The following is a 26,575-nucleotide window of genomic DNA, read 5'->3' as shown; positions in this document are numbered from 1 at the left end:
TATCCACAGGCCCATTGGAGGCAACCAACAACAAAATCAAAACACTGCAAAGACAAGCTTATGGATTCCGTGACCGTGAATTCTTCGTCCTCAAAATCTATGCACTACATCTGACAAAGTACGCACTTGTCGGATGAGCCTTGAGATGGGCCAAGAGCAGACGTGCCCCCTTTCTATTGCGAAAGGTGCGGCCTAACCGATGTCATTGTGCCCATAGCCAACCCCCTTCACGAAGAAGTGGGGGCCATATATCAAAAGAAAATCGCGAACTGGTATCAGAATGGAAATGGCTGGGCTTAGGTTGATGTCCATTCGGGGCCAGATCGCTAGCGGTCCTCTCTCCACACTAACACGAACGCCGCGTGGTGAATTCCGCCCTCTGGGAGTCTGTATCCCACGAGTTTTTTCTGCGAATAGAACCCCACCGTCTGCCATTTAACTGACAGGAAGGGCCAATTTGCTTTCCTCCCGCTGAGCAGTTGTTCCGCAACGGCAAATCCATTTTGGACGCCCTTTTGCTGTAACCACCTGCCCACCTCGTCCGCTTCCTGGAGAGATTTACGCTGTACTTCCTTCATTGCTGTTGCAAAGGCCGCGGGGCCTGTCGCAATACCCCTTATAATCCAATCTCCAGCGCGCTCCGGTGTCGCCCATCTTACGAAATCATATGAAGCGAAGTACACGTTTCTCTCACCACCATGTTTTCTGTAATAAGTTTCCCGTATTTCTTCGTACTCATTACGCAGCTCTTGGTCATACACTTGCTTCGGGACAGGCATGAATTCAAGCAGTGCCATGACATCGCCGTCAAGTATGCGCTGGATCTTTCTCGTGTCCAGTCTCCTCCCGTGACCAAGGTTGATCACCGCGTGTCCTTCTTTCGTGCGCACATTGAACGCGAATTCAAAGTCGTTCGTCCAGTCGTAAGCCACGATCGGTTTACGTTCTCCCCTCATGGGGTCGGTCAGGGTGGGCTCTGGGACCCAAATCGTGCCTGAAACTTGCCTGTGCCTGATCCAACCCTTTCCGCTCAGGATAGCGGACACCGGGTCCAGTTCTAGCACATCCAGTCCCGCATCCCTTTCGTTTCCTTGAGCCAATTGCTCCAGAAACCTAAGAGCCTCTTGTCCGCCCGGAGTATTTCTCAGATCCACATTTCGGACTCTTCGGCCTTCCCCAATTCCAAGCATGGTCACCACACCGATAAGCGTGGCAGCCGAGAGAAACAACACTTTGAGTAATCGCCCGTCTGCGTGCCAGTTCATAGTCGGTCCCCTTTCGCAATTCGTTATGGAAGCATCCGTAAGAGAGATGAAATCGGGGCTGGCAATTTCTCTCGCCGACTCTCATACTTGCTACTACACAAGCTGATGCATCAGACAACGACAGGATTCGCGTTTAGGCCATTGTCCGAAAGCCCTTACTTTTACATAAGTTCTTCCTCCGGCACTCATCATTTAGGTGAGGGGTCACCCATTAAAAGGCCCTCTGTCAGGGGAAACAGGCTTCCCGTGGCAAGGAAAGAATGGTTTCCTTGCTGAGGTACGGTCGTGGTGCGTACAGCTTCTGTCAGCGCCTGCCCTTCACCTTTTGTCGATGCTTCTCTAGGGTCGTGTCCATAGTCTTCCGCACCGCACCAGTCCCGCATCCCAAGTTTCCTTGATTTTTGCCCTGCCGCGCGCTAAATGGGGAAAGAAATCTGTTGCCGGGGTCCATGACTTGGAGACATGTGATGTCCGAGGGAAAAGCTTTCGTCATTGCGGTCGAGGAATATCAAAGACGGGACGTCCCGCGTGTGGACTTTGCTGAAGCTGATGCTCGTGCAGTTGCAGAGAGTCTGAGATTTTTGGGACTGTCAGAGGACAATCTCGTTGTCTTGCTCAGTACTAACGCAACCAAGACCACAATAGAATCCAAGCTAAGAAGCTTCATAAGGACTGTGACAGAAGATGATCAGCTTTTCTTCTTCTATGCCGGTCATGGATTCGCATCCGAAGGTTCCAATTACATAACTTGCCATGACTCCCAACCGGAAGATCTGCCGAGCACCAGTATTTCCTTACAAGATTTGTTCCGGCATTTGCACTCATCACACTGTCGCCGAATCATGCTTTTCCTGGATTCATGCCACAGTGGGGTCCAAATATTTCAGGGAATGCGTCAACTTTTTGTCCGCAGAGTGGATAGTGAACTTCAGGAACTTATTGAAAAGGACCAGTACTGTGTCGCATTTGCGTCTTGTAAGGCAGATGAATCTTCTTATTCCCACCAAGATTTGGGCCATGGGATCTGAACTTACCATTTGGTACGGGCTTTGAGGGGAGAAGCGTCTGCAGCTCTCATACAGAATCGTTTCTTAACAGGTTCATCGTTGCAGGGATTTCTGCTAAATGCCGTCCAGGCTAACGTGAAAAGGATGATTTCCGATTCATGTGTGCAGACTCCGTGTATGTTCGGCAATCTTACACAGGATTTCTTTATAGCAGATTTCGCACAAGGGACAGGGACACCACTTGCGGGCTGGCCCGAAATGACGACTGAGGAATGGAGTGTCTACAGCGCAATCTGGGCAAAGGGTATGGAAGAGCCTTTTACTGAAAGTGATCTGAATCGCCTTAAAGAGGTAGTCCAAGGTTATAATAGAAGGACCAACACCGATTTCACAGAAACCCAGATAGCGCTAGGGGTTTGGCTAAGTGACACTGCGATACGATATCATTTTGAATTGTGTAAATGTGTGCTCATGGCCTTCGATACCAAGCAACCGTTTTTGTCCGAGGACCTAGAAAAGCTCGTGCAACAAGTTCGACAATTGGGCTTCAGAGAATCAAAAATTGAGGCTGATCTGCGAAGAATCGTTTCTTCTGCTTACCAAACTCCTTGGATAAACGAGTTTGGGAGGGCGTATCACCCATTAACGAGAGCGGAAATATTAGACGGAATGAAAAACTCGGAAATGATGAGAGACAATTTTGAAAGATTCTTTTCTCTGATCAAGGAATGGACCGCGTCTGAAGCGAACTACGATCGTGAAAGGAATGCACGGTAGGCGGACAATCCCGATGACACAATTCGTTGAATTGCTCACATCCGGTCCTTCTTGCGTCAGAACGATTACCTTACGCTTCACTTCTTAGGGGTAGGTTTCTGATCTGGAAAAGCAGGAAACTCCAGAGAACTACCCAGATCAATCGTATCAAGATACGCGGAGTATTCTTTGGCAGACATTAATTTTTCCATTCGCTCTCTATGAATTTCTATCTCAGCCTTGACGAGCTTGTATTCTTCATAAAGAACGTCCATAAGACTCCTCAGCTCTTTTTTCCGTCTTAAGGCTTGTTCCAGCGCTTTCAACGAATTTTCCAAATCTCCCATGAACCGCGACCTCCTGCGGCAACATGGGGCCCGTTTTTAGGGGCCACCCATGGTCCGGTAAGCTGGGGGATGAAGGTGTTCCGGTAACAAGTCGCTTTTTGCCTGGATACAGCATTCCGAATAATATGTCAAAAAAGGGGAGGGCAAGCCTACTCTTGGCTCCTTTTTTTGGGGCTCGTGACAACTCCTCAGATCTCAACCTGGGCCAAGGGCAGACCTGATTCCCTCCGATTTCCCTGGCTAGCCTATGTAAATCGTTGAAAGTCTGAGCTGACCGGATAAGAACGGGCCTTCATGCACGGCACGGCTCTACGATGACTTCCTCTCGAACTTGAAACGTAGGAAGAGAAGGACCAGTACTGCAATGGGAACACCCAAATCGCCTATCCAAAGAACCGGACCGGCATTGTAGATTGCCACGTTCCCGTGTTGAACAATGTCCCTGAGATGACCGAAAGCACACCCCAAAAGAAAGACCGCACTTCCGATGCCGGTTGCCGTCCAAAATCCTCGTCTTAACCAAATACAAAGCACCCCGCAAACTCCCCAGCTCAGGTCCGCGAGCCCCACCTCAAACTGAAAGGGGCTTCCAGGCGGCCAACCTATTTTGCGAGCTATCTCATCGGCCATAAAGGTGTGCCCGTACCAAGCCAACAGACCGCCCAGACCGATGTTTATTACGAGCAGGTACAAAAGGAGGAGTTCAACGACTCTGGATTTTGTGCGAGGCTGTTTGCCAAACGCGAGGTGAAGAGCAAAACCGAGAAGGGAAGCCGACAAGAAAATTACCGACAGCATCGTTCACCTCCCGTGATTCTCCGTATCGATCACTCCTGCTCAATTAGCACGTGATGGACAACGCGTAAATCCAAATCTGCTCTTGCGTCGTGTGGGCGCTTTGGGAATGATCACGATGCGTCACCGTCCGGGCCGTTCCAGGTCGATGAGGCGCTTCTTGGTATCCAGGCCGCCGCCGAATCCGGTGAGCGAGCCGTCGCTGCCGATGCACCGATGGCACGGCACAATGATAGGGATGGGGTTCTTTCCAATGGCTCCGCCTACGGCTCTGACGGCTTTCGGGTTGCCGATGGCTTGGGCGATGTCTTTATAGCTGACCAGTTCTCCGTACGGGATGGTGAGCAGTGCCTGCCATACTTTGAGCTGAAAAGTGGTCCCCACAGGCGCCAGCGCAAGATTGAATCGTTTGAGTTCCCCCTTGAAATAGGCGCGCAATTGGGCTTTGACCGGTGCGAAGAACTGAGGCCGCTTCAGCCAATCGTCCTGGATGGTGGACGGGTTTTTCTCCTTGGGAAAAACGATGTGCCGCAGCCCTTGTTCGTCTCCCACAAGGGTCAGGGTTCCAATCAAACCTGTATCAAAATAATCGTAGAACATGATGTTCTCTCCTTTAGAAGGGGTTCAAAAAACTCGTGGCGGGAACGAGACATCGGATTCGCTTACAGCACACCATTGTCGGCTCTGGCGACAATGGTGCAAAATCATGAGAGTCCCGCGCAGAACGCGGGATTGGGGACCGTCCAGGGAACGTCATTCCTGCGTACGCCAGGAATCGTAGGGCCGGCGGTCCTGCCGGCCAAAATGTGCACCGGCACGGAGGCCGGCGCCTACAAGGTCCCGGCTTTCGCCGGGACGACGGATGCAAGAACGTCCTCCCCGGAAACTCTTCCGGAAAATCCCGGGTTTTGAAGCCATTTTTAGCTGTGCCAGAGGTACATGGCTGCGTAAGCACGCCATGGGCGCCACGCTTCGGCTCTTTCCCGGATTTGTTTCGGAGTAGGCCGTTTATTGCCTTGCTGCAATGCTTTGATAATGCCTAAATCAGCGGCTGGGAACGCGTCGGGTTCACCCATTGCCCGCATGGCAACGTAGTGGGCGGTCCATTCGCCGACACCGGGAATCCGAGTCAATTGTTCGATGAAATCTGCAAGGGACCCGTGCACCACAAAGGAAAGCCTTCCTCGATCCACTTCTCCCGCCAACGTTCGAACCGTCCGAGCCCGCGTTTCGGGCATGCCGACCATTCCCAGGTCACAAGCGTTCAACTCATGCGCGGTTGGGAAGAAGTGAGTGAGTTTCGGATGGTTCACGGATTCAAAAAGCGGGCCGGCCTTTGCCGCGATCCGTCCAAGGACGGTGCGGGCTCCCTTGACTGAAATCTGTTGGCCCACCACCGCGCGTATGGCAGCTTCAAATGGGTCCCACGCGCCGGGAAGCCTGATGCCGGGCTGTTTGCGCACCAACCTTGCCAGCTCGCGGTCCGCGGTCAAGACATCATGAATGGCCGTAATATTGGCATCCAGGTCAAACATGCGGCGCACCCTCTCAACAATGGGCATCAGGTCGCGGCTGTCCGATAAGGCCACTGTAAGAAGCAACGCGTTATCTCTCGGTTGGTTAGCCGCGGAAATCACACCGGTGGTCTCGTTAATCCGTATGGTGCGATGATAGACACCCTGTGCCACGAACTCCACGCCTGGTATGGCCCGCATCTCGAAAAACCCGAGCATGCTCTGCCAATGAAACGGCGGGCGGTACGACAAGGTCAACTGGCATTGGAACAGCGTGCTCTCGGTAGTCTTGTTGCCATGGCTCCGCCTGCGAAGCGCGGACGGGGTTGTGCCATAGATCTTACTAAACGCGGCATTGAAGCGACGGATGCTGCCGAACCCCGATGCAAAAGCTATTTGGGTAACGGGCAGCTCTGTTTCGCTCAGCAGCTTTTTGGCAAACAGGGTTTTTTGAGTTGTTGCCAGGCTTTTTGGCGAAGCGCCGATATGGGTTTGAAACAATCGGCGCAGGTGACGGCTGCCCACGCCAAGCTTCCAGGCAAGGTCCTCCAGGCTTCCTTCATTCAACGCACCCTGACGGATCAGCATAATGGCCCGGGAAACCGTCGCGGATGTACCGTTCCAGGCCGGACTGCCCGGTGCTGCTTCGGGCCGGCATCGGAGACAAGGACGCAAACCGGCTTCAGCCGCTGCAGCCGCGGAAGGAAAGTACACAATGTTCTCCGGCTTGGGCGAACGAGCCGGGCATATGGGGCGGCAATAAATACCGGTGCTCAAAACACCTATGAAAAACAGGCCGTCGAACCGTGGGTCCCTTGCCAACCGTGCCCTATCGCAAATCTTCGTATCAAGTGTCATGTTTATCACCTGTAATCCTATGTTGATGACATTTCGCTATTGAAGCAAGACGTTTTCGGACATGGTTGTAAGAGGTCGCTGCAGGATCCCGAGGGCAGCGGCATTTTTTTCTTGACAGATTAGTTCGGATGCGGAATACTTTTAACCGGTATATATGTCTACGTGATATTGGGTAACGTCTTATCCCCATGGAAGGAAATTCAACCCCGCTGAGGAGTAACAAGTGATCGATCCTGTAAACTGTCCGTACTACCTTATTTCCAGAGTGACGCTCGTAGCGACGTCGGCGCTCAAGAAAGGGCTGACCTTCGCGGGTGTCGCGGAGGTCAAGCCCGCGTACCTGGGTGCTTTGCTCGCTCTGTGGCAGGAAGACGGACTCAAGGTAGTTGAACTGGGGAGACGTTCCGGACTGGAAACGTCCACCATGACAGGACTCATTGACCGTATGGAGCGCGACGGCCTCGTGGAACGCCGTGATGATGCGAGCGACAGGCGTGTTCAGCGCATAAACCTCACTGAGAAGGGAAGGGAGGCGATGAATCCTGCGCTCACGGTAGTGGATAAAGTCCTGGCCACCGTTTTCGAGGGAATTTCAGCAGAGGACCTATCGAAGACCACAGACGTGTTGAAGCGAGTGCTCGCCAATGCACACGAAGGAAATTCGTGATGTCGCAAGAGACGATCCGTTGGATGGGCCATGCGTGCTCGTACACGCCTTTGGCCCTCATTCACGCAGCAGGCTTCACTCCTTACCGAGTGTTGCCGATCGGAGATTCACCCGATCGGGCGGGACAACTCCTTCACGACAACCTTTGTCCGCATGTCAAACGAATTCTCGACCGGGCCATGGATAGTGATCTGCCGGCTCTTGAGGGAATGGTGTTCATGAATTGTTGTGACGCCATGCGGCGCCTGTCCGACGCGTGGCGGGTCGCAAGGCCGGAACATAGGGTGGAGCTCGTTGATTTACCCGTAGCGGCCGAAGAGAGCGCGGTTTCATTCTTTGCCGGTGAATTAATAAGACTTTCCGGGACCCTTGCCGAATGGAGCGGGAAGTCATTCAATCAAACCGATGTTTCAGCGAGCGTGGACAAGTTCAACGAAATTGCCATATTGCTCGAAAACATCGGCAAGCGGGCCCGTGAGCGTACCCTGGACGGGGGTGGTCCTCGCTTGCAAGACCTCTTCAACGGAGCGGCCACCGAGCCCGTTGACCGAACAGTGGACCTACTCAACAGCGTGACGGCAGAGCCGGAGTTGCCGGGGGCTGAGCCCGATGGAGTTCCCGTCTACCTTTTCGGCAATGTCTTACCCGACCCGGAAGCCTTTGCGCTTTTTCGATCGTGTGGAGTTCACATAGCCGACGACAGCGTTTGCACGGGTCAACGAGCATTTAGCCCCATCCACGGGGCCGATTCCGATCAGGTATTCTTGCGGCTGGCCCGTGGATTGCTCGAACACCCGCGGTGCGCTCGAACCTTCGATCCCTCACGTCCGGGTAAGATAGCTGAGGATGTCCTGGCCGAGGCACGAGCCTGCCACGCGAAGGGCGTTATTGCTTACACTATAAAATTCTGCGATCCGTACATGAGCCGTCTTCCCGCAATTCGCAATGTCTTGCGTGAAGCAGGCCTGCCCTTGCTGCTCTTGGAGGGTGACTGCACCATGCGCTCGATGGGTCAACAGAAAACCAGGATCGAAGCTTTTGCGGAAATGCTGAGGTAACAAACCATGATGCTTCAATACTTTGAGAGGCTCGCGTCACGCCTCGACGGCAAGATAAAGATGGACCCGGACAAGCCCAATGCCAGGAGGAAATTCGCGCTCGAGATAGCGAAGCTTGGGACTCGTCTCTATTCCGGGGAGCACCGAGTTGCGTGGTGTGGGGTGCCTGCGCCCTTTGACATGCTCTCTGCCATGAATATCACGTCATGCTTCGTGGAGTTCGTCGGCGCGATGCTTGCCTCCACCGGGACTGTGGCGACGTTTATGGAGGAGTCGGAACACGGGGGCTTCGGAGCCGACACGTGCGGATATCACCGAGCCGTTATCGGCGCGGCGATGAAAGGACTCATGCCGGTTCCGGATGTGATGGTTGCGACCACCAGCCCGTGTACGGGAGGACTGGCCGCGATGGAAAATCTTGCCCGCATGTTCGACAAGGAAATGTTTGTGCTCGACGTTCCTCATTCCGACACGCCCGCAAGCGTCCAGTACCTCGCGAATCAATACAAGGATATGTTCCGGTTTATTAGTTCCCGCACCGGTGAAACCCTCGACGAAGATAAGCTGCGGGAAGCCATAGTGAAATCAAACCGCGCGCGGGAGTTAATGGTCGAGGTTTTCCGGTTGGCCCAGAATGTCCCATCCCCGGCCAACGGACAAAGCCTTGCCAATTTCGGGATTGTCATGGCCCTGTTCCTGGGGACGGACGCTGCAATCGAGATAGCGCAGGCCTACAAGGACGAATTCGAAGAAATGATACAAAACGGAGAAAGCGGCGTGCCCGAAGAGCAGGTGCGCCTCCTGTGGCTCCAGAACCGCATCCAGTTCAAGAATCCGCTGATCAGGATGCTGGAGCAAGAGTATAAAGCTGCCGTGGTGATCGATGAGTTGAATGACATCACATGGGACCCTATAGATCCGGCAGATCCCTTTACAGGCATTGCCAAACGAACCATAACCATTCCGTTTAACGGTGAAGTCAATCGCAGGTTGAATCACGTTCGGCATTTGGCAACCGTGTATAAAGTCGACGGAACTGTAAATCCCTGCCACTGGGGATGCCGTCAGGGCACCGGAGCCAGGGGACTCCTCCAGGCGGGCCTAAAGGAATTGGGAATTCCCGTGGTGAATCTGGAAGTTGACTGCGTGGACACGAGGAACTTCGCTGAAGGACAGCTTAAGACGAGGCTCGAAGCATTCATGGAGATGCTCCGGACAAAGCCGTCACCGCAAAGAGCTTAGGCAGGGAGGCGTCAATGTACTATCTGGGAGTAGATTTAGGTAGCCTATCCTGCGATGCGGTCCTCCTGGACAACAACGGAGGGATTTTGGCCTCATCAGTGGTCCCGACCGGAGCACGAAATCGAGAAGCCATAGCCAGGGCGACCGACGATGTGTTGAAGGCTGCGGGCATAACGGAAGATCAGATCAGAGCCACGGTTTCCACCGGCTATGGTCGGGATAGAGTGGAAAAGCGTCTGGCCGCGGTCACCGAGATCACATGCCACGCGCGGGGAATAAAGACGCTTTTTGGAGGCACCCAAGTCCTGATAGACATCGGCGGGCAGGACAGCAAAGCGGTTCGACTGGACCGCGACGGACAGGTGGCCGACTTTGCCATGAACGACAAATGCGCTGCTGGCACGGGTAGGTTTCTGGAGGCAATGGCGCGAGCCCTTCAAGTTGACATAGAGGAATTGAGCGATCTGGACATCGGAGCTTCCGGCGATGTGACCTTGAGCAGCATGTGCACCGTCTTTGCCGAGAGCGAAGTCGTGTCGCTCATTGCCGACGGTATTGCAGTAAACGAGATAGTCAGCGGACTCAATCGCGCAATCGCGTCGAGAATCGTGGCTCTTGTTCGGAGGATCGCGCCGGCATCGGACGGCCTCTCTATTGCCATGTCCGGCGGGGTCGCTCACAACCACGGGGTGGTGAGAGCGCTCAGCCAGGCTTTCGGGACAAAGATCTCGGTGCCGCCCAAGCCCGATACGGTAGGAGCACTGGGAGCCGCGCTCATCGCAAGAGAGAAGGGTAACCAGGCGTAGTGGGAGAGTAGGGGGTATATCACGGGATCGTCTCTTGAATTGGGACCGCATTGTTTGCGTCCCACGGCTCTTTTCGAACCTGCCCCTCCCTCGCCACATCCAACGTGATGCAAATGTACATTGCAAAAATGTGATCTTTGGTTCCCAGGCTCCGCCTGGGAACCCATGCCTTCCGGGTTCCGCCCGGAATCCCGTGTCATTATGACCCGGTTCCCAAGGCCGTGATTCCTCCCTGCAATCTTCCACATTCTATCGTGCATCCCTTGAAGGTTGACAAAAGAGCAGTCTCCGGAGCACACTAGCCCCGCATGGTGGGAATGGGGGTGACCATGCTTGTCGGCAGAGGTACACGTGACAAACATGAGTCCGGTGTTCCAGTCTGCGCAATGCTGACGGCGGTGTTCGTGATTGTGCAGGCTTCGACGGCTCCGGCTCAGCTTTTTCAGCCACAATTTTCAAGGGGGGATTACCCGGCGCTTGCAACCTTGCTGGTGCCACACAATGACGCGTGGTCTGCACGGGCCTCCAGTTCGCTGTTTCCTCCACTCCACGAAATCAAGTCCATCAAGAACCAGGCGGCAAAGTCTGCCGTTCCGACGGAGCCAATCCGCAACCCTCTGTTGCCCACAAACGCCAATCTGGAGACGGTGTACCTGCATACGTTCGACCAGACCAGGAATTACGGACGGTGGACTGTTGACTATGTCATTCCACTGCGCACCGGAAAGAACGGAATGCGATTCATGGAGATTCACGGGGAATTCGAAAAACCGTATTTTAGCTACTCCGGTCAACTCGCTGACCGCGCGGACCTGTCGCTCGGCCTGGGCCAAAGGCTGTTCAACCAAAAGAACTTCTTAGTCGGAGCCAATGCTTTCTTGGACGCGTCCCAGGTCCGGGATCAATGGTATTGGTCCGGCGGGCTGGGGCTTGAAGCGGCCCTAAGACTGTTCCCGAATGGTTCCGGCCAATTTCCATATCCGTTTGAAGTGCTGGATGTATCCTTCAACGTGTACAAAGGCGGCGGGCTGGACCTGGAAGCCGGTTTTTCCATGCCGTTGGGCGACTATGTGGATCTTCGATTCAACGCAGCCAAATACCGGTTTTACGATGGGGAGTATCTCCTGGGTTGGCGAGGAGGAGCTGATCTAAAGGCCTCCGGTGGACTTTTCGTCCTGAAATACGAGTACGGGCAGGACCGGATCAACAGTTCGTACCACACCGTTGGGGCTTTTGTCTCCGTGCCCCTTGAACTGGAGAATCTGCTTCAGGGCAAGTGGCCTTTCAAGATTCCGGATAGCTTTCTGAAGCGTAGACCTGACTTTCAGAGGCTCGCGGCCTCGCGGGTGACAAGAAGCTGGCGTCATCCTCAAACCGTGGTGGAAGCCCGCCCGTCACTGGGGTTCTGGGAGGCGCCCGGAGCCGTACGGTGGGATGTAGGACAGGACTTCAGTCCGACTGAGTGTTATTGGCAGGGCACTGACAAGACTGAGAAAAACCCCGGTAACTATCTGTTGATCGGAGGCCATTCATTGGGCGATTACGTGTACGTGGTAGTCATAGGAGCTGTGGAATATGCCTACAGATGGATGTTTGGTCCCTACAAGAGCCTGCCTCCGGAAAAGACCGACCGCCTGGATTCACTCGCCGGCATCAAATGATGCCCAGTCCGGTTCAGACGCTTGTTCCACCTATCATGGCAGAGTAATATAGCAATTGCCACAATTATAGCATTTGCCAAAATTCTCGTCCGATTTGGGTGTACTGTAATTGCGAGGAGCGAAGCGACGAAGTAATCTAATTTTCGGTGGGACGGGCATATTGCCCGTCATTCCAACAGACAGGCGAGACGCCTGTCCCACCAATGGCGGTTGCTTGGGGCTCGCTCCCATGCAACGACACTTTCCACAATTGGCAGCTTCTGGATGCCGTTCCTTGTTCAAAAGGACATTTATTTTGGCAATCGGTATAATGTCCGATTGCCCTTGAAGAAGCCTACCGCGTCTGGCCGCATGGTGCCATTCCTGAGGGGTCACATTGCAGCGGGTGCCACTGCTGGCTTGTCCAGCAGTGCGATTTCATATCCCGCGAAGACTTTTGTGAATCACTATATGCCAACCACTGCCTCTCAGAACGGCTTGATGTTCTGGTTCACACGGAAGAAGTTGGCAGGGTCGTACTTCTTCTTGATGGCCGCCAGCCGCTCGTAGTTGTCGCCGTACGTAGCCTTGATGCGATCTTCGCCCTCTTCCATCATGAAATTGACGTACGCTCCGCCCAGCGTGTAGGGATGCAAGGCCTCCCAGTATCCCCTTGCCCACGTCCTGAGGGCTGCCGCGTTGGCGGGGTCCGCATCGATCCCCGAGATTACCATGGACCACGTCGCGTCCCGATAGCCCCAAGCCGTCTCATTTGGCCCCACGCGATGGACCGCCCCGTCTATCGGATAGAGATGCATCAACGACAGCTGGCTCGGCGCCTTGGCCGCGTGCTCGAGATGCGCATCAACTGCCTTGTCGGGGAGGTCCTTGACGAATTCGCCTTTCCAGTACCACTGGAGGCCGGGCGGGAGCAGCGGATCGAACAGGCTCTGCAAAGCCGGGAAGGGCATGAACCCCGCCCAGTCGAGGATTGGCCGCGGAAGTTCTTGGCGAATCGGCTTGATCGCGTCTTCCGCCTTCTCCGGCGGCCCGCTGTAGCAGGAGATCAAGGCGCAGATCTTCTTTCCCCAAATCTCCTCGGGGAACGGGTGGGTCGATGGGACCGTTTTCAGACCAAGGAACGAAGCAAGCTCCACAGGCGCCTGGGGCAGGAATTCCCTGTACCACTGCATGATCCGACGTGCGTCCTTGACCTCCCAAAAGATCGGTCCGCCGTAGACCTCGCTGACAGGATGAGCTTGATAAACGAAGCTCGTGACAACGCCATAATTTCCTCCACCGCCGCGCAAGGCCCAGAAGAGATCCGCATGGTGCGACGCATCAGCGGTAACAAAGCTCCCGTCGGCCAACACAACGTCCGCCTCGATCAGGTTGTCAATTGTCAGACCGTACTTTCGCGTGAGATAGCCGTGGCCGCCACCCAGCGTGAGGCCGGCAATGCCGGTCGTCGAGACAATCCCCGCGGGCACGGCCAACCCAAATGCATGACCCGCGTGATCCAAGTCACCCTGTGTGCAACCGGGTCCCGCTCGCATGGTGCGGTTTGCCGGATCGACCCTCACGCCTTTCATTAGGGAAAGATCAATGACGAGCCCGTCATTGCAACTCCCAAGACCTGGCCCGTTGTGGCCGCCGCCACGTATGGCGACGAGAAGATCGTTCTCTCGACCGAATCGCACTGCGGAGATCACATCGGCTACATCGGCACAGCGAGCTATCATAAGCGGCCGCTTGTCGATCATGCCATTGTACAGCTTGCGGGCCTCGTCGTAGCCTGGGTCTTCTCGTCGGATCAGGCCACCGCGCAGGCTCGCCTTGAATTTTTCAACAGTCGTATCATTCAGCATATTGGCCTCCTTTCAGGCAATTGCGTTTAACAAGGATATGAGACCAAATCATGTCGGTTTACCTTTTTTGCCTGAGTCTTCCTTAATCGGCTGGACCTTATCCCCTTCAGAGAGGCCTCCACCGCCACCGAGAATTACGCGCTCTCCGTCCTTTAGCCCCGCGGAGACTTTCACCAACTTGCCATCACTGTCGGACAAGGTAACTTCGCGGAATGTAACTTTGTTTTCATCATCGGGAATTGCCACAAAGGTCTTGTCACTTCGCATTACCAAGGCCTCAACGGGAATCTCAACATAGGGAGGGGTCCGGACAGTCAAAGAGACCTTTACAAAACTTCCCGCCAATATCTTCCCCTCGCGATTGTCCACTTCAAGTTCGACCAAGAGTGTACGGGTCTTTACATCCAGTTCGCCGCTTGTCCTGCTCACGGTGGCAGGCAGTTTCGTCCCCGATCCTGAAGGGTCTGTCACTTCAGCCCGATCTCCCACTTGAACCAGGCTCGCAGTCCTTTGGTCCGGATAAACATAGACTCGCAGCCTGTCGGTTTGAGAGACCGATAACACTCCCTGAGCGGTAGTTTGAGCAGTCACGGCAGCTTGCAACAGCGCTCCGGGGTCCACGAAGCGAGCAGTGACGGTGCCGACGAACGGCGCGCGAACAACCAGGTATTCCAGTTGGGCTTTCAGAGCTGCTGCGTTCTCTTCCGCGACTTTGGCCGTGGTTTCAATGTTGTCCGCCATTTGCTCCGACACAGAGCCGCTCTTGAGCAGCGCCCTGTAGCGTTCCGCATCGAGACGTTTGTTCTTTGCATCTGCCACCGCAGCAAGGTACTGACGATCAAGCTCAGGGGATTCGATGATGGCCAGAACCTGATCAGCCTCCACCTTATCGCCCTTGTCCACCTTAATATCCTTCAGGTAGCCACTGACCTTCGCGTAAAGGGTCACTGCCGCGTAAGCGCGCGCTTCACCCGCCAGAGAAACGGTACGTTCCGGGTTTCCGGGTTTCGCAGCAACAACGCGAACGCGCTTACCCGCGGCCAGAGCGGCTTCCCTGGCCCGAGCCTCACTGCGCACATTGGACTCTTGGACCCAAACCAGGACAATCAAGAGCAGCAGGCCCAACACTATGGCTGCGACCCCACCCGCGAAAAAATAATTGACGCCTCTGCGCTCGGTATTGGAATCCGCTCTATTCATTGGACCCCGGTATGAACTTTTCTCCCCGCTCTTCCGCTCGGAATCGCGCTTCCAGCAGATGCTTGGTCGGGAATTTCTTGCGCAACATTGAGTAAATCACAGGTACCCCAAAGAGTGTGACCACGGTTGCCAATATCAGACCGCCTATCACGGCTCGTCCCAGCGGCGCGTTCTGCTCCCCTGCTTCACCCAGGGCCAACGCCATAGGCAGCATGCCAAGGATCATAGCAAGGGCAGTCATCAGGACGGGCCGCAACCGGGTCTTAGCGGCTCCTATCGCGGCTTCGGCAGGCGAAGCCTTTGGGTTTTCGACCCGGTAATCGTTCGCAAAGCTGACCAGAAGAATCGAATTTGACGTGGCGATTCCTATTGCCATGATCGAGCCCATCAATGATTCCACGTTGATAGTTGTGCCGGTAAGAGCGAGCATCCATAGAATTCCAGCCAGGGCCCCGGGGATTGCCATCATAATAATAAACGGGTCCAGCCAAGACTGAAACAGCACTACCATCAGAAAGTAGACAAGCACAACGGCCAGGATCAGGCCCAGGCCCAGGCTTCGAAAGGAATGGTACATAACTTCATTTTGCCCGCGGACCGTAATGTGCATCCCAGGCGGAAGGGTTCCCAACTCCTTGATTCTTTTCTCGATATCTCGTGTCACGGACCCCAGATCTCTGCCCTCGACAGTCGCGTCTACATTTAGCACTCTCTGTACCGTGTAGTGGGATATGTTTTCCGGGCTTATCCGATGGTAAATCGTTCCCACATTGGCCAACGTTTGGGCCTGTAGCTCAGGCACCTCGGTCGGAGCGGGAATGCGGGGGGACTGAAGCAACGCAGCAGCCGACGGCGGTGTCAAAGGAATCGTTTGCAGGCTTTCAATTGACTTGACCTGCTGGATGGGCACTTGGACCGCGACCGTATAGTTAACATTGTTTTCCGGGTTAAGATAAAAACTGGGGGCAACCAGGGCGCTCGAAGACAGGGAAATAAGCACGCTGTTGGCTACGTCTCGCTGGCTCATGCCGAGCTTGGCCGCTCGCACTCTATCCACGTCGACTTGCAGCGAGGGGTAGTCCAGCACCTGATTGATGTGGACGTCGGCCAAACCCGGAATTGCCATCATTGCATCCCTAAGTTTAAGCGCAATGGGGTACGATTTGCTGAAATCCGGGTATTCGATCTGCACATCGACCGGCGAAATAAGGCCGAAATTCAAGATCCGAGTAACGATATCAGCAGGCTGAAAATAGAAGCTCGAACCAGGAAATTCGTGATTTAGTGCGTCTCGAAGTTTCTGTCTATACATTGCTGACGGGCGGTGGCCCTTTTTCAACGCAATTAGAATATCCGCATCCATCCCGCCGATATTGTCGGTTTGCACAAAAGCCAGGTTATAGAATATGGGTATGCCTATCATGACGTTAATTGTCTCAATTTCTTCACCCGGAATCAGTTCGCGAATCCGTTCCTCGATCTGAGCCACCATCTTTTCCGTTTCCTCGATACGTGTGCCGGGAGGAGCGCGGAAATGAAGTTTCATCAAGCCGGCATCCACGGACGGAAAAAAGTCCATCCCCACCACGAAAACCAGTCCCATGCTTATAATGACCATGATTCCGCCCGCGACAAGAGTGAAGATGCGGTGCGTCAGTGCGGTATTCAGTAATCGGCCGTACGAAGAGCGGAAGCTTTCAAAGGCGACGTCTCGCCGTCGATTCAGGCTCTGAAAGCATCGTGAAAGGCCGCTCTGTTGCGTACCGTCCGCCGCCGCGCCTGGCGGCTTTTCGGGGCTGTCTTCTCCCATGAGCATTCTTGCTATGGTAGGCACGAGAGTTCGAGACAGGAGATAAGATGCCAGCATGGCGATGACAACGGCTAACGCCAACGGCGTGAAAAGGAATTTGGCCGGCCCATAAAGCAGAACAACAGGGAAAAATACCACGCAAATAGAAAGCGTGGCCACAATGGCCGGGACCGCCACCTGCCTAGCGCCGTCCAAGATCGCCACTGTCAATGGTTTTCCCATGCCTCGATTGCGATGGATGTTCTCCACTTCTACCGTGGCGTCATCCACCAGCATCCCGACAGCTAAGGCCAAGCCTCCAAGGGTCATCAGATTGATGGTGTGTCCGGTCAGGTTTAGGCCTACAATCGAGGTGAAGATAGCCAGCGGGATGGAAATGACGACAATCACCATACTACGAAGGCTTCCGAGAAAGACCAAAATCATAAGTGATACCAGTATGGAAGCCAGAACCGCCTCCTGAACGACCGCCTCAATGGCCGACCGGACAAAGACGGATTGATCGAAGGCAATCTTGAGTTCCATGCCTTCCGGCGCGGTTTCCTTTATTATCGGCAACTGGTCTCGAGTGGCTTCAACCACCGCAATGGTGGAGGCGTCCGAGTGTTTGAGAATGGCCAAATAGGTGGCCCGCTTCCCATTGATTCGGACTATGTTGTTCTGCACCGCAAAGCTGTCGGACACGCGAGCCACGTCGCCCAAATAGACAGGCGCGTTGTCAACGACCTTCAACGGGATTTCGTTAAATTGATCGACCAGGCGAGGACTCGAATTCAGCAGAATGTTGTAATCAATTTTCCCTATACGGGCTGTTCCGGCCGGTATGATCACGTTCGAGGATTGCAGAGCGGTGACCACGTCACCGGGCGAGAGGCCCCTGGCTGCCAGCGCATCAGGGTCGATGTCCACCATTATTTGCCTATTTTTGCCGCCGAACGGAGCGGGGGTGGACAGACCGGGGACAGTGAACAGCCGGACCCGAATAAAGTTGAGCCCGTAGTCGAACAGTTGTTGTTCCGGGAGTGTCTCGCTGGATACGGTCAACTGAGCCACAGGCACATTGGACGCGTCGAATTGTATGACTACAGGCGGCTGGATTCCGGGCGGCGCGATCCTCAGTATCGTGTTGGAAACCGCCGTAATTTGGGCAATTGCAGCGCCGATATCCGTGCTGGGCTGAAAATAAACCTTGATCATCCCGATACTGGGAATGGATTGCGATTCTATCTTTTCGATGCCGTTTACCGTGGTGGAATAGGCTCGTTCACTAATAATTACGACACGCCGTTCCATGTCCTCCGGGGAAAGACCCGGATAGTTCCACACAACAATTACCACCGGGATATTGATGGCCGGAAAGATGTCCACGACCATCCGGCTCAATGAAAGAAGTCCGAGAACCAGAATGAGCAGCGACATTACCGCTACCGTGTATGGACGCCTTAAGGCAAGTCTGACTATCCACATTTCAGTGACTCAATTGGTTGGGGCAGTGCGCTCATGGCGCATGTTTGCCGGAATGACGGAAAACCTGCCGCATCAGGTGCCCCCGCGCAACTGACCGGCCAAGGTTGACAAGAAGTTTGCCGTCAGCTACTGAAGTTCAGTCATTGGGCTCGATGTCAGTCTCGGACAATTTCGGCAATTGAAAACCAATTACTCGCATCGGAGTACCAGCCGGACACTTGCAGTCCCGCTTGGTTCATGATTTCTTCCACAGCTTCCCGTCTGAACTTCCGGCAGATCTCTGTTTGAATTGTCTCACCTTTTTCAATTGTCACAGAAAACCTGATGGCTCCAAAAACCACTCTGACGCGGCGATTTGCTCTGAGATGCATCTCCACACGCTCTTTGCTTTCATTGAAAAAGGCAACGTGGTCGAAATCCGAGGGATTGAGATTTCCCAACAGGTGCTTGTTCAGAACCAGCAATATGTTCTTGTTGAACGCTTCAGTGACTCTCTGCGAATCATTGTACGCCGCCTCCAGAACCTGCACGGACTTCACCATGTCCAGTCCGAGAAGGAACCGGTCCCCGCTCCCGAGGCAATCCCGTATCGAAGACAAGAACTTGCCGGCATCGTCCTCATCCAGGTTTCCGATCGTACTTCCGAATAGCAGAACGAGTTTCATTCGATCGAAGGGCATTCTGTGAAGGTCCGTTGTGAAATCGGCAACAAGAGGCTCGACGGTTAGTTCCGGATAAAGCCGTGCTAGGTCACTGGACGCCGAGACAATCGCGGGCTCACTCACATCCACGGGGACGTAACGGATGCCGGAACGTGCGGAGGGGGTCATTGCGTCCAGCAGCATCCGAACCTTCCAGTTTGCACCGGAACCCAACTCCACCAGATCACCGTTTTCAAAATTCCTGGTGAACGCACCCGCAAACTTCTTCAACAAAAGCAATTCCTTGCGCGTCAAATAATACTCCGGCAAATGACAGATACGCTCAAACAGGCTCGATCCTCTGGCATCGTAAAAATATTTGCTCGGAAGGCATTTCTGATCCGAGGTTAGTCCTAGCGCCACGTCCATGGCCATTTGTACGTTTAGCTTGTCGCTAAGGTAATTCCGAACTTCCAATTGTGTCTCTTGGGCCGCTGCGGCTGTATGCATTTGAATGCTCCCCATATTTTTTGGTCCATAATTATTGCCAAAATAAACTTTCGGAAAACAAGGCAAGGTCAAGGGTGTTGGCAACCCTTATATGTCCGACAGACGAAACACCGCACAATTACAGCCCCGACAATGCCGGGTTCCTAAAGAATTTGTCAGCGTTACATTCGAATTATGGCGACCTAACGGCACGGCACAAATCGGATTCCCGAAGACACTTCCTTGAGCATTCGATCCATCAATTCCAATGTCCGATCTATTTCCTCCACCGTGTTTTCTCTACCCAGGGAAAATCGCAAAGCGCAATGAGCCTCGGCATCGGACAATCCCATCGCGATCAAAGCGTGGGAGGGTTCCGGCGAACCGGCTCTACATGCGGAACCGGACGACAACGCGACGCCTTTCTGGTCCAGAGCGAGGACCACGGATTCTCCGCGGAGACCCGGCAGAGTCAGGTTGAGCGTATTGGGCAGGCGCTCATCCACGGGACCATTCAACTTGCAGTCCGGGACAAGGCTCCTGATGCCGCTTTCCAGTCTGTCTCGTATTTCACGCACCTGTCGCATTTCAGGCAAGCGTTGGGCAGCCAACTCCGCGGCTTTTCCCAGTCCGACTACGCCCGGAACATTCTCGGTGCCTGCACGAAGGTTGTTTTCCTGCTTGCCACCATGAACCAGCGGATCCAGAGCCACCCCTTTTCTGGTATACAATGCTCCCACGCCTTTGGGACCATGAATCTTGTGCGCAGACAGAGTAAGCAAGTCCACGCCGAGTTCGTCCACATCTATGGGGACCTTTCCCACGGCCTGCACAGCGTCGGTGTGGAAGAGCACGCCCTTGGAATGTGCGATATCGGCCAGTTCCGGAATAGGCTGGATCGCGCCGGTTTCGTTGTTCGCCATCATGATACTGGTCAATATGGTTTCCGGGGTAATTGCAGCTTTCAGGTCCGACGGATTGACCAGCCCGTTTGCATCTACGCCAAGGTAAGTCACTGTAAAGCCGAAGTTCTCCAGCCACCTGCATGTCGCAAGCACAGCAGGATGCTCGATGGCAGAAGTGATAATGTGTCTGCCGCGTTCCATGTTGGCGAAAGCAGCGCCTTTGATCGCCAGATTGTCCGCCTCCGATCCACCCCCGGTAAACGTGATCCGCCTGGCCGTGCAATTCAGCAATTGAGCCACAGACCGCCGGGCAGCTTCGAGGGCCATTCTGGCCTCATTGCCCGGCTTGTGGATGCTCGACGCATTTCCGTAGTTCTCTCGAGTGTGACGCATCACAACATCGAGGACCTCCGGGTCCATCGGTGTGGTGGCGTTGTGGTCCAAATAAACGCGGACATGCGCGGTTTCGGGCTTGGCAGCTGACATGAGAGAGGAAGCCGGCTCCTCGGAGGACTCAAAAGCGTGCCTGCTTTCCATGTCCCCCACTTTGATCACATCGCACAGCAATGCCTTGTAAACGGGGAACCCCGATATCGGATCGTAGTGATCCAGGTCCGTAAGATCGTTCACATTGCAGTCCTGCCATGCATCCGATCCCAGGGGACCTCCGCCACCCATGTCCGCATCTATTGCGCCCGACACTATGTCGTCGGTGACGTACGCCGTGAAGGTCGCCGTCCCGCGGGGCGAGACCACTTCCACCACATCGCCGTTACTAATGCCTCGTGCCTGGGCGTCTGCCGCGTTCAGAGTGACCTGTGGTGCAGGGCGCTCCTTTGCCAGTCCCAGGATGCCGTGGAATTGCGACCGAAAGTCCGTGGACGTACGCGAGCCGGAATTGAAAACCAGCGGGAAACGCCTTGCCAGTTCAGGCTGCGCCAGCGGTCCTTCGGAAGGTTCTGTGTAAACCGGGAGCGGGTCGTACCCGTGTTCTTCGAGAATCGTAGATCCGATCTCGAATTTTCCCGTAGGCGTTTCAAAACCCGGCTTACCGTCGCTTCTTAGGAGTCCCTTTTCCCATTTCTTGTATTGCATCATTACTGTGGGGGCCCGCACGGTGCCGCCACCGGATCGAACCTCGTCGAGCGTGAAGCCGGAGCCGTCAAGCGCGTGCCTGAGTAGTTCCTGTTCCGTTTGCGGGTACAGATGTCCATAGCCCAGCCTGCGAGCCAACTCCGCCATAATAAAAAAACCCGGCAGCGACTCCCCCAAAGGCTCGATCACTTTCTCCCGTATTCGGAACATGGGGCCGTAGGTCATGTACGATTCTGTTTCGTAATATGTTGTGGCCGGGAGGACCAAATCGGCATAGGCTGCGTCCGCGGTCAGGAAGCGGTCTATGCAGACCAGGAAGTCCAGCGCGGCCAAGGTCTCACGCCACACCGCGGGTTGAGGCCAGGCTGTTATTATGGAGCCTCCGTTGATGATGAGCGATTTGATCGGGTAAGGCCTGCCGTGCAATACAGCGTCCGGCAGCGCTATGGCATGTGATTCCCCCCTGTAGGCGCTGTAAACTGGAAACCTGTCCCTCCCAAGCGCTTTGCGAACGTCCGGGTTAGGAACATGGCCCTTGCGGTTCATGGGAAACTGATTCTGCGTCATGCTGAAACATCGGCCGCCAGGGACGTCCAACTGTCCTGCCAGGGCCCACAGAACCATTGTGGCCCGTATGCCTTGAACCCCGCTGTCGTTGTATTCCAACCCGCTGTACATTACAGGGGCAGCTCCTCGGGCCGAAGCGATGCGCCGAGCCAGTTCCGTAACGGTCTTTGCCGGGACACCGGTGATTGTTTCCACTACTTCCGGCCTGAAGTGCTGCACATATTTGGAGAAATCGTCAAACCCGTGTGTCCAGTTCCTGGCGAAGGATTCGTCGTGTAGCTCTTCACTGATGAGGACGTTACACATGCCAAGCGCCAGGGCTCCGTCCGTGCCGGGACGGATCGGCACCCACTGCGCTTCGGTAAGCTTGGCGGTCCCCGTGCGACGCGGATCTATGACCACCACCTCGGCGCCTCGCTCTCGAGCTTTCATAATGCGGTAGAAATCCAGGGGCGGCGAATCCGTTATGGGGTTGGCTCCCCATACGACTATCAATTCCGAGTTCTCCAGATCGGAGAACATGCTGATCATCATGCCGCCCATGGTAAGGTGAGGCGCGATCATGGCAAAAGATACGTAGCAAAGCGCCCCTACGCCAAGGGTATTGGGTGAGCCGAACGGAAAAAGGACACTGGAAGCGGAGGAGACCGCAACGCCTTGAGGCTGGAAAACATCGCATTCCGCAAGCTCAAAGCTGCCTCGGCCCGTATATATTGCCGCGGCCTGCGGACCGTAAGCGGATTTTATCGACTGCAGCCGATCCACCATGATGTCGTAAGCCTCATCCCACGAAATGCGCTCAAATTCATGAGTCCCTTTGGAACCGGTCCTTTTCAGGGGATGGAGCAGCCGGTCCGGGGAGTAGACGATCTCCGGCGAATTCCTTCCGAGCTTGCAGATCATGCCCAATTCCGAGCCGGAATCCTCAGTCACGTCACACATTCGTCCCGAGGCATCAAACTTGACTCTAACCCAACACCCTGCGGGGCATATTCCGCAGATAGCACTCCGAGAGCCTTTATTCGGGCAGACTTTGATGGCAGAATTCATAAAGCTCTCACGTAAGATTTAGTGTGTCAATAATTCGGTATTCTTCAACTCTGATGCAGGATGTGTCACAAAATGTTACAAACGGTTATAATGTTACACAAAATTCCGGATCTGCCAAATTACATAAATAGACATGACACCAGCGCTCCCACAAAGTTCCGCTGATCGGAGGACCTTGTCCCGGCAGGCCTCGAATGGTATGATCCGTTCCCGAGGAAAAAAGTAGGAGAATTACTCTGTGGAGCCACCGCAGTCGCGATACCATAATACAATTCCAGACAATCACCGCAATCTCGAATTGACAAGCCATCAGCATCCGCGGGAGCACTTCCCGGAGCACGCGTCCCATGCCCATATAGGTGCCGGTTCTCTTAAGGCGGAAGCAACTGCAATCATGGCAGAAGTTGCGATTCTCACGTTCGCGCTGGCAATGCTCGTGGTAGGAATGGTTACGCGGGAGCCTGAGATTGGCGATCTGGCCATCAACTTCGTTGCCATAATACTCGAAGCCATGCCCTTCATGATGGTCGGTGCCCTGATCGGCGGTCTGATCGAGGTATTCGTCCCCGAGGAGTTTGTCCGTCGAACCCTGGCCGGACGGGCTACCTCCACGGTCTTTGTAGCCGCGGGCCTAGGGGTGGTTTTTCCCATCTGCGAGTGTGCAATCGTTCCCATAGTGAGGCGTTTGATCAACAAGGGAGTGCCCTTGCCTGCGGCCATAGGCTTTCTTCTGGCAGCGCCGATAGTCAATCCCGTAGTTGCGGCTTCCACCTGGCTGGCGTACCGGGGAAATTGGGGAATGGTGACCACCCGAGTGGTTTGCGGATACATCATAGCTGTGAGCGTGGCGCTTGTTCTGAACGCTCTATTCCGCGGTCAAAGCGTCGCTCTGAACACGGCGGAAGGCCCGTGCGAGGACGGATGCTGCCACTGCGTGGAGCCCTTTCACGAAGGTTCGCGGTCAAGCTTTCTCTCCAAGATCCTGGGTGCGGTTACGCATGCTCGAGACGATTTCTTTAGTATCGGGAAGTATTTGATCATAGGGGCCTTCGTAGCGGCCCTGGCAAGGGCCACCATTGACGTGGTAGCCTTCCGGGAACTGTTTGCCTCGCCGCTCCTTTCCATACTGGCGATGATGGGCCTCGCTGTAGCCCTCAATCTTTGCAGCGAAACCGATGCATTCATAGCAGCTGGATTCAGAGGGATTTTTCCGGAGACGGCCCAAATGGCTTTTATGGTTCTCGGTCCCATGCTCGATCTGAAACTTATGCTCGCGAATCTGACAATGTTCAGAAGCCGTTTTGTGCTGGCGCTTTCGTTATTAACGGCAATCGCAGTCCTCATAGCAATGATGGCGCTGTATTACGGGTTCGGAGGAGTGCCGGGTGCCGCAAAATGAGCGCATAGGACTTCACGGGCAGGGGATTGTCCAGGCGATTGTTCTCGGCGCGTGGATCACCTCCTTTTGCTGGCTTGCGTACGGACCGGTGGACGACGCCCTGTTGGGGCGGTTTCTTCGCAGCGACTATTGGTGGCTTGTTTACACCGCCATAGGCATCTATTCGGCATTTGTGGTGTCTTTGGCGATCTATCCTCCTCATCAGCACGGGCGAGATCGCTTCAGAAGAAGCGTGATTCAGGCGGCCATTCTATCTCTTCCGGTCCTGTACGTTCCGTTGGCGGTTACCTCGGAACTGAGCGTAGAGGCGGCTGAGAAGCGCTCGTTGTATACCGCGCGGGCAGTTGTAACAAGGCCGGAGTCGTCGGAACCAACCCGGGTCGTGCAAAAGCGAAAGGGGCCGGACGACAATCCGAAGTCGGACATGGCCCGCGTTAAGCCGTCCGAGCCGACCATGCTGGACGTGGTTTCCGATCCGGACGCATTCGAAGGATCGGACGTGACCGTGATAGGGATGGTTTACAGAGACAAGAAGCTTCCCTCGGATTCCTTTTTTTGTTATCGGCTTCTCATGGTATGTTGCGCGGCCGACGCAACTCCCATCGGGCTTATTGTGAAATGGCCGCAAACCGGTGAAATGAAAACAGGGACGTGGGTCAAAGTGACCGGAAAGGTGGGCTTCACCACGGTCGAAGGGAGCAGCGAGCCCGCTATTTCAGCAGTGAGCGTGGAAAAGACCAGCCCGCCCAAGAAGCGTTTCCTTGTGTCGCAATAAGCAATTCCGTCGCTTTTCTTCATTGCTGACGCAGAAAGACGAAAGGACCCGCAATCGTCTGGAATTCTGCCGCCTCAGGTTCACATTTGGCTGTTTGCCATAAGATACTCCGACACGCGATCAGCCCACAGTTTAATGAGTCGTGCGTTCGGGTGCCCTGAAGTTCCGGCGCAAAGAAACCAGTCAGGATGTTTCCAGGGAATGTCCGGGTAACAGTTCAGAAACGCGATGTCGGAAGCCTTGCAGTGCGCTTGGATACCTTCAAGGAGTTCGGGAGTTCCATAAACAAAGAGCGTGAGAAATCCGGTGGAGTGAGCCTTGCATAGTTTGTTCATCTCGGACAAGCAGTAAAGGGTTGCGTCCTCCCCCTGGCCGTTCCGGTCCTTGGTCCTGTAATAGAGGAGACGATCTTGAACAAAGTAGATCAGATGGGATTTGTCAGCGAGAGACAGGAGGTTGTACTTCCGCGGGGGGTATTGTTGCCATCTTCCTGAATGATCTTGGAGCAAGTGGGGGGGCTCGAAGTGGGTGCCGTCATACGTGGACAGGCCTCGGATCCATTCATATCCCGCGACATTGCGAAGTACCTGATGATCGCCCAATTCATAGAGCACCATGACGGGAACATTGAACTTTTCATTGCTCAACAAGCCTTGAAGTTTGAGAAGGTTCTGATAAGTGCCGTATCCGGGGCAGGCGTGATTCAAGACCAGGACATCCGGAAACCGTTCTTGCAGTTGCGATGCAAGGGTTTCCTCATCCTTGACGCCGTAGCCCAATCCCCAGGAACCTCCCAGCACAATGATTACGGCTTTCGGGGAAGCGGCATTGGTTGAGGGTCTCCCGGTCGTCTTTCGCAACCCACCGGGCTCGATCGTCATTTCGTTCTGTTCGCAATCAACCGGATGGGGCCCCGGCCTCACACGCCATCCCAAAGAAGGGTCAAATTCAGCCCAATTCTCCATGTGGCGTATCGGCTGCTCGGGCTTAACGTGAATCAAACGTGCAATCGCTTCCGCCGCCAGCAGTGCCACTAAAACGGAGCCGACGACGCACGCTACATTATATGCGACTTTTCGCATTTACCTCGCGCTCAGTCCAAAGCCTGTCATTTCCAGGCAGTTTCCAAGAAGGTTGAGGGACCGGAAGGTTGAAACTGTCTCAAAAACCGGGAGGAGGTCCAAATCGTGTTACCACGATGGCGATTGTCTCTGCCGGGTGGCCCGGACGCCACGCGTCCGGGTCGCGAAGCGACAGGAGGTGATTTCCAGCCTGCGAGTAGCCCCGGCAGTCTTTGGACAGGGTAGTGTCCTCGCAACAGCCCCTCTTGTTCCTTCGGAACCCGGAGGCAGTG

General features: G+C 54.6%; 21 protein-coding genes. 10 read left to right on the top strand and 11 right to left on the bottom strand.

All coding sequences use genetic code 11. From position 1 onward, the window contains the following. The coding region (locus HY913_14895; protein ID MBI4964563.1) for a transposase at positions 1-137 on the top strand (137 nt) is incomplete at its 5' end. A 189-nt stretch (positions 138-326) separates the two neighbouring features. Here the strand turns inward: HY913_14895 and HY913_14890 are convergent. Next, positions 327-1,265: a hypothetical protein gene (locus tag HY913_14890; protein MBI4964562.1), complete on the bottom strand. Its 939-nt coding sequence runs from the start codon at positions 1,263-1,265 to the stop codon at positions 327-329. Positions 1,266-1,732: 467 nt separating this feature from the next. Between HY913_14890 and HY913_14885 the strand changes: the two genes are divergently transcribed. Together HY913_14885 and HY913_14880 are read left to right on the top strand one after the other, a co-directional pair. Further along, complete coding sequence (locus HY913_14885) at positions 1,733-2,293, top strand: caspase family protein (GenBank protein ID MBI4964561.1); 561 nt, start codon at positions 1,733-1,735, stop codon at positions 2,291-2,293. A gap of 156 nt (positions 2,294-2,449) precedes the next feature. After that, positions 2,450-3,049, top strand: coding sequence for a hypothetical protein (locus tag HY913_14880; GenBank protein ID MBI4964560.1), 600 nt, complete (start codon positions 2,450-2,452; stop codon positions 3,047-3,049). A gap of 77 nt (positions 3,050-3,126) precedes the next feature. On the opposite strand, the gene HY913_14875 is transcribed toward HY913_14880, so the two are convergent. The 4 genes from HY913_14875 to HY913_14860 all read right to left on the bottom strand — a co-directional run bounded on the left by HY913_14875 (position 3,127) and on the right by HY913_14860 (position 6,542). Further along, positions 3,127-3,375, bottom strand: coding sequence for a hypothetical protein (locus HY913_14875; protein MBI4964559.1), 249 nt, complete (start codon positions 3,373-3,375; stop codon positions 3,127-3,129). Positions 3,376-3,684: 309 nt separating this feature from the next. Continuing rightward, entirely contained in the window at positions 3,685-4,173 is a 489-nt protein-coding gene (locus HY913_14870) for a hypothetical protein (GenBank protein MBI4964558.1), read from the bottom strand. A 120-nt stretch (positions 4,174-4,293) separates the two neighbouring features. Further along, on the bottom strand, positions 4,294-4,770 hold the full coding sequence (locus HY913_14865) for a methylated-DNA--[protein]-cysteine S-methyltransferase (GenBank protein MBI4964557.1): 477 nt from the start codon (positions 4,768-4,770) through the stop codon (positions 4,294-4,296). Positions 4,771-5,090: 320 nt separating this feature from the next. Then, positions 5,091-6,542, bottom strand: coding sequence for a DNA-3-methyladenine glycosylase 2 family protein (locus HY913_14860; GenBank protein MBI4964556.1), 1,452 nt, complete (start codon positions 6,540-6,542; stop codon positions 5,091-5,093). Positions 6,543-6,765: 223 nt separating this feature from the next. On the opposite strand from HY913_14860, the gene HY913_14855 reads away from it, so the two are divergent. The 5 genes from HY913_14855 to HY913_14835 all read left to right on the top strand — a co-directional run bounded on the left by HY913_14855 (position 6,766) and on the right by HY913_14835 (position 11,976). Next, the gene (locus HY913_14855; GenBank protein ID MBI4964555.1) at positions 6,766-7,209 is read left to right on the top strand and encodes a MarR family transcriptional regulator; all 444 of its coding nucleotides are present in this window, start codon (positions 6,766-6,768) and stop codon (positions 7,207-7,209) included. Further along, positions 7,209-8,267 (top strand): 2-hydroxyacyl-CoA dehydratase, encoded by a 1,059-nt coding sequence (locus HY913_14850; protein ID MBI4964554.1) that lies wholly within the window; start codon positions 7,209-7,211, stop codon positions 8,265-8,267. Before HY913_14855 ends, HY913_14850 begins: the two co-directional genes overlap by 1 nt. Before the next feature lie 6 nt (positions 8,268-8,273). Then, positions 8,274-9,509, top strand: a complete 1,236-nt coding sequence (locus tag HY913_14845; GenBank protein ID MBI4964553.1) for a 2-hydroxyacyl-CoA dehydratase — start codon at positions 8,274-8,276, stop codon at positions 9,507-9,509. Positions 9,510-9,523: 14 nt separating this feature from the next. After that, the gene (locus HY913_14840; GenBank protein ID MBI4964552.1) at positions 9,524-10,315 is read left to right on the top strand and encodes a 2-hydroxyglutaryl-CoA dehydratase; all 792 of its coding nucleotides are present in this window, start codon (positions 9,524-9,526) and stop codon (positions 10,313-10,315) included. A gap of 329 nt (positions 10,316-10,644) precedes the next feature. Beyond that, positions 10,645-11,976: an inverse autotransporter beta domain-containing protein gene (locus tag HY913_14835; protein MBI4964551.1), complete on the top strand. Its 1,332-nt coding sequence runs from the start codon at positions 10,645-10,647 to the stop codon at positions 11,974-11,976. Between the two features lie 467 nt (positions 11,977-12,443). Here HY913_14835 and HY913_14830 read toward each other — a convergent pair whose 3' ends face one another. The 5 genes from HY913_14830 to HY913_14810 all read right to left on the bottom strand — a co-directional run bounded on the left by HY913_14830 (position 12,444) and on the right by HY913_14810 (position 23,047). Next, the gene (locus tag HY913_14830) at positions 12,444-13,823 is read right to left on the bottom strand and encodes an FAD-binding oxidoreductase (protein ID MBI4964550.1); all 1,380 of its coding nucleotides are present in this window, start codon (positions 13,821-13,823) and stop codon (positions 12,444-12,446) included. 48 nt (positions 13,824-13,871) lie between these two features. Next, positions 13,872-15,023, bottom strand: coding sequence for an efflux RND transporter periplasmic adaptor subunit (locus HY913_14825; protein ID MBI4964549.1), 1,152 nt, complete (start codon positions 15,021-15,023; stop codon positions 13,872-13,874). After that, positions 15,016-18,300 carry an efflux RND transporter permease subunit gene (locus HY913_14820; protein MBI4964548.1) on the bottom strand — a complete coding sequence of 1,095 codons (3,285 nt, stop codon included), beginning with the start codon at positions 18,298-18,300 and terminating at the stop codon, positions 15,016-15,018. Before HY913_14820 ends, HY913_14825 begins: the two co-directional genes overlap by 8 nt. A 155-nt stretch (positions 18,301-18,455) precedes the next feature. Next, positions 18,456-19,451, bottom strand: coding sequence for an L-histidine N(alpha)-methyltransferase (gene egtD / locus HY913_14815; protein MBI4964547.1), 996 nt, complete (start codon positions 19,449-19,451; stop codon positions 18,456-18,458). Between the two features lie 182 nt (positions 19,452-19,633). Further along, positions 19,634-23,047, bottom strand: a complete 3,414-nt coding sequence (locus HY913_14810) for an IscS subfamily cysteine desulfurase (GenBank protein ID MBI4964546.1) — start codon at positions 23,045-23,047, stop codon at positions 19,634-19,636. Between the two features lie 394 nt (positions 23,048-23,441). On the opposite strand from HY913_14810, the gene HY913_14805 reads away from it, so the two are divergent. Together HY913_14805 and HY913_14800 are read left to right on the top strand one after the other, a co-directional pair. After that, complete coding sequence (locus HY913_14805; protein MBI4964545.1) at positions 23,442-24,446, top strand: permease; 1,005 nt, start codon at positions 23,442-23,444, stop codon at positions 24,444-24,446. Further along, positions 24,433-25,221, top strand: a complete 789-nt coding sequence (locus HY913_14800) for a TIGR03943 family protein (protein MBI4964544.1) — start codon at positions 24,433-24,435, stop codon at positions 25,219-25,221. The genes HY913_14805 and HY913_14800 overlap by 14 nt, the downstream gene beginning before the upstream one ends. A gap of 80 nt (positions 25,222-25,301) precedes the next feature. On the opposite strand, the gene HY913_14795 is transcribed toward HY913_14800, so the two are convergent. After that, positions 25,302-26,303, bottom strand: coding sequence for a hypothetical protein (locus tag HY913_14795; protein ID MBI4964543.1), 1,002 nt, complete (start codon positions 26,301-26,303; stop codon positions 25,302-25,304). Positions 26,304-26,575: the final 272 nt, after the last annotated feature.

Origin of the sequence: Desulfomonile tiedjei, assembly GCA_016212925.1 — a bacterium.
Classification (GTDB): Bacteria; Desulfobacterota; Desulfomonilia; order Desulfomonilales; family Desulfomonilaceae; genus JACRDF01.
This window is presented reverse-complemented; position numbering and strand designations above follow the sequence as displayed.

Excerpts from the sequence above, each read along its gene's own strand:
- HY913_14845 (MBI4964553.1), top strand. The coding sequence starts at position 8,274 with ATGATGCTTCAATACTTTGAGAGGCTCGCGTCACGCCTCGACGGCAAG.
- HY913_14805 (MBI4964545.1), top strand. The coding sequence starts at position 23,442 with ATGGCAGAAGTTGCGATTCTCACGTTCGCGCTGGCAATGCTCGTGGTA.
- HY913_14840 (MBI4964552.1), top strand. The coding sequence starts at position 9,524 with ATGTACTATCTGGGAGTAGATTTAGGTAGCCTATCCTGCGATGCGGTC.
- HY913_14825 (MBI4964549.1), bottom strand. The coding sequence starts at position 15,023 with ATGAATAGAGCGGATTCCAATACCGAGCGCAGAGGCGTCAATTATTTT.
- HY913_14875 (MBI4964559.1), bottom strand. The coding sequence starts at position 3,375 with ATGGGAGATTTGGAAAATTCGTTGAAAGCGCTGGAACAAGCCTTAAGA.
- HY913_14885 (MBI4964561.1), top strand. The coding sequence starts at position 1,733 with ATGTCCGAGGGAAAAGCTTTCGTCATTGCGGTCGAGGAATATCAAAGA.
- egtD (MBI4964547.1), bottom strand. The coding sequence starts at position 19,451 with ATGCATACAGCCGCAGCGGCCCAAGAGACACAATTGGAAGTTCGGAAT.
- HY913_14795 (MBI4964543.1), bottom strand. The coding sequence starts at position 26,303 with ATGCGAAAAGTCGCATATAATGTAGCGTGCGTCGTCGGCTCCGTTTTA.
- HY913_14810 (MBI4964546.1), bottom strand. The coding sequence starts at position 23,047 with ATGAATTCTGCCATCAAAGTCTGCCCGAATAAAGGCTCTCGGAGTGCT.
- HY913_14880 (MBI4964560.1), top strand. The coding sequence starts at position 2,450 with ATGTTCGGCAATCTTACACAGGATTTCTTTATAGCAGATTTCGCACAA.
- HY913_14835 (MBI4964551.1), top strand. The coding sequence starts at position 10,645 with ATGCTTGTCGGCAGAGGTACACGTGACAAACATGAGTCCGGTGTTCCA.
- HY913_14830 (MBI4964550.1), bottom strand. The coding sequence starts at position 13,823 with ATGCTGAATGATACGACTGTTGAAAAATTCAAGGCGAGCCTGCGCGGT.
- HY913_14860 (MBI4964556.1), bottom strand. The coding sequence starts at position 6,542 with ATGACACTTGATACGAAGATTTGCGATAGGGCACGGTTGGCAAGGGAC.
- HY913_14890 (MBI4964562.1), bottom strand. The coding sequence starts at position 1,265 with ATGAACTGGCACGCAGACGGGCGATTACTCAAAGTGTTGTTTCTCTCG.
- HY913_14850 (MBI4964554.1), top strand. The coding sequence starts at position 7,209 with ATGTCGCAAGAGACGATCCGTTGGATGGGCCATGCGTGCTCGTACACG.
- HY913_14870 (MBI4964558.1), bottom strand. The coding sequence starts at position 4,173 with ATGCTGTCGGTAATTTTCTTGTCGGCTTCCCTTCTCGGTTTTGCTCTT.
- HY913_14820 (MBI4964548.1), bottom strand. The coding sequence starts at position 18,300 with ATGTGGATAGTCAGACTTGCCTTAAGGCGTCCATACACGGTAGCGGTA.
- HY913_14865 (MBI4964557.1), bottom strand. The coding sequence starts at position 4,770 with ATGTTCTACGATTATTTTGATACAGGTTTGATTGGAACCCTGACCCTT.